This is a genomic window from Streptomyces synnematoformans, from assembly GCF_039531005.1.
GTDB classification, from domain to species: domain Bacteria; phylum Actinomycetota; class Actinomycetes; order Streptomycetales; family Streptomycetaceae; genus Streptomyces; species Streptomyces synnematoformans.
Genome location: NZ_BAAAPF010000239.1, coordinates 8328 through 11132, shown reverse-complemented (window position 1 = coordinate 11132; position 2805 = coordinate 8328). Strand labels below are relative to the sequence as shown.

The 2805-nt window shown below is 75.7% G+C and carries 3 protein-coding genes; all 3 read left to right on the top strand.

All coding sequences use genetic code 11. The features are described from left to right. A partial coding sequence (locus ABD317_RS27020) for a CU044_5270 family protein (protein ID WP_344292863.1) occupies positions 1–848 on the top strand: 848 nt, incomplete at its 5' end. 103 nt (positions 849–951) lie between these two features. Further along, positions 952–1947, top strand: coding sequence for a 2,3,4,5-tetrahydropyridine-2,6-dicarboxylate N-succinyltransferase (gene dapD / locus ABD317_RS27015; protein WP_027753539.1), 996 nt, complete (start codon positions 952–954; stop codon positions 1945–1947). A 150-nt stretch (positions 1948–2097) separates the two neighbouring features. Next, positions 2098–2667, top strand: a complete 570-nt coding sequence (locus ABD317_RS27010; RefSeq protein ID WP_344292861.1) for a SigE family RNA polymerase sigma factor — start codon at positions 2098–2100, stop codon at positions 2665–2667. Positions 2668–2805 lie beyond the last annotated feature (138 nt).

Below are 2805 nucleotides of genomic sequence, written 5' to 3'. Positions count from 1 at the left end.
CGGTGCTGTCGACGACGCTGGGCGGCGACCCGGAGCCGTCCGGCGACGGGGGCGCCGCGGCGGGCGGGAAGCAGGTGGCGCCGGTGGCGCCGGCGGCCCCGGTGTCGCAGAGTGCGCCGGAGCTGCTGCGGCAGGCCGCCGCCGCGGTCGCCGAGGACCCGCCGCCGCGGCCGGAGTCGGGGGACTGGGTGTATGTGCAGACGGTCGAGCAGCACGCCGGCACCGCTGACGGGACCGACGGGACCGACGAGACCGACGAGCCGGCGGGGGACATGCGGGAGCAGTGGTACAAGTACGCCGATCCCGAGTTCGAGGACTGGAACGAGGGCGACGACCACTCGCCGCGGGAGCGCTTCGAGTACCTCGCCGCGCTGCCCGAGGACACCGACGCGGTGCTGCAGCAGGCCCGCTGGTTCTACCCCGAGAGCGGCGACCGCCCCGACACGCCCACGCCCGGCGCGGGGCGCAGCGACGAGGAGCTGGCCGACTGGAACTTCAGCTCGCTGCGCATGCTGCTGGCGTCGGCGCCGATGCACCCCGTGGGGCAGTCCCGCGTCTACGGGGCGATGGCCACGATCCCCGGCCTGCGCGTCGCGGACACCACCGTCAGGGACCCGGCGGACCGGCAGGCGCTCGCGATCTACCTCGACGACGCGCACAGCGGCCACTCCGGCGTCCGCGACGAACTGCTGCTCGACCCCGACACGTACGCCTACCTGGGCACCCGGCACGTCGCCACCGAGGACACGGGCGGGCGGGAGGGCCCGAAGGCCGCGAAGGGCGGCGTCGTGACGGCCACGGCCGTCCTCCGCACGGCGCTGGTGGACCGCGAGGGGGTCCGGCCCTGAGGACCGCGCGGCGGGCGCCCGCGGCCGGGGCGCCGGGCGCGGGGGCCGTGTCGCCATGCGGACCGGTTCGCCTCCCGCGCCGGGGGCCCGTTAGCGTTCGGGTATGACCGACGCTGCGACCTCCACCACCCACCGCACCGGCGCCGCCGCCACCGGCCTGGCCACCGTCACCCCCGACGGCACCGTCCTCGACACCTGGTTCCCCGCCCCCGCGCTCGCCGACGAGCCCGGTCCCGCGGGCACCGAGCGGCTGACCGCCGAGCGCGCGGCCGAACTGCTCGGGGAGCCCGCGCGGGCGGCGCTGGGCCCCGACCCGCGGCGCGGCGTGGAGGTCGTCGCGGTGCGCACGGTGATCTCCTCGCTGCAGGAGAAGCCGGCCGACGCCCACGACGTGTACCTGCGGCTGCACCTGCTCAGCCACCGGCTCGTCCGCCCGCACGGGCAGAGCCTCGACGGCGTCTTCGGGCTGCTGGCGAACGTCGCCTGGACCTCCCACGGCCCCGTGCCCGCCGACCGGATCGAGGAGGTGCGGCTCGCGGTCCGCGCCGCGGGACAGCACCTCCAGGTCAGCCACCTCGACAAGTTCCCGCGGATGGTGGACTACGTGCTGCCCTCCGGCGTCCGCATCGGCGACGCCGACCGGGTCCGCCTCGGCGCGCACCTCGCCTCCGGCACCACCGTCATGCACGAGGGCTTCGTCAACTTCAACGCCGGCACCCTCGGCACGTCCATGGTCGAGGGCCGCATCTCGGCGGGCGTCGTCGTCGGCGACGGCTCGGACGTCGGCGGCGGCGCGTCGATCATGGGCACGCTCTCCGGCGGCGGCAAGGACGTCATCTCCCTCGGCGAGCGCTGCCTGCTGGGCGCGCAGGCGGGCGTCGGCATCTCGCTCGGCGACGACTGCATCGTGGAGGCGGGCCTGTACGTCACCGCCGGCACCAAGGTCACGCTGCCGGACGGCGCCGTGGTCAAGGCCCGCGAGCTGTCCGGGGCGAGCAACCTGCTGTTCCTGCGCAACTCCACCACCGGCGCGGTCGAGGCCCGGCAGCGCTCCGGCTCGTGGGGCGGGCTGAACGCGGCGCTGCACGCCAACGACTGACGCGGGACGGCACCGCGTACGAGCCCGCCGCGCACGGCGTTTCCGTGCGCGGCGGGCTTTCGGCATCCGAGGGCGTTCCGAGGCATAGCGGCGGTGCCCGGGAGGCGTCTACCGGGGCAGGGTGATCCGGACGAGGGAGGACAACGGGATATGGACGCGGCGAGCGAGGCCGGCTTCCGCGAGTTCGTGGAGTCCAGATCCGGCGTGCTGTTCAGGACCGCGCTGCTGCTGAGCGGCGGCGACCGCGGAGCCGCGGAGGACCTGCTGCAGAACGCGCTGATCAAGGCGGCGGGGCGCTGGCACCGCATCGACGAACCGGAGGCGTACGTCCGCCAGGTGCTGTACCGCCAGCAGATCAGCCGCTGGCGGCTGCGCTGGCTGTCCCGTGAGCGGGTCGTCGCCGAACCTCCGGAACCCGGCGGAGCGACGGCCGGCGGCGACCCCGCGCACGACGCGGAGCTGCGGGTGGTGATGGCCCGGGCGCTGCGCCGGCTGACCACCAGGCAGCGCACGATGCTCGTGCTGCGCTACTACGAGGACCTGCCGGAGGCCGAGGTCGCCGCGCTCCTCGGCTGCTCGGTCGGCACCGTGCGCAGCACCACCCGGCGGTCGCTGGACAAGCTGCGCGCCGTGTCCCCGGAGCTGGCGTCCCTCACGCTCCGCCCGCCCCGCACCCCGGAGCCCGTACGCGAAGAGCAGCTGTCGGAGGTAAAGCCGTGAGAGTCGAGGAGCTGGTGCGCCGGTCGCTGCACCACATGGCGGATTCGGACGCGCTCCCCGAGCCCGGACTGGCCGGGCGGGTGCTCAGGACCCGGCGCCGGCGCCGGGCGAGAGGACTGACCGGCGCGGTGGTGGCCC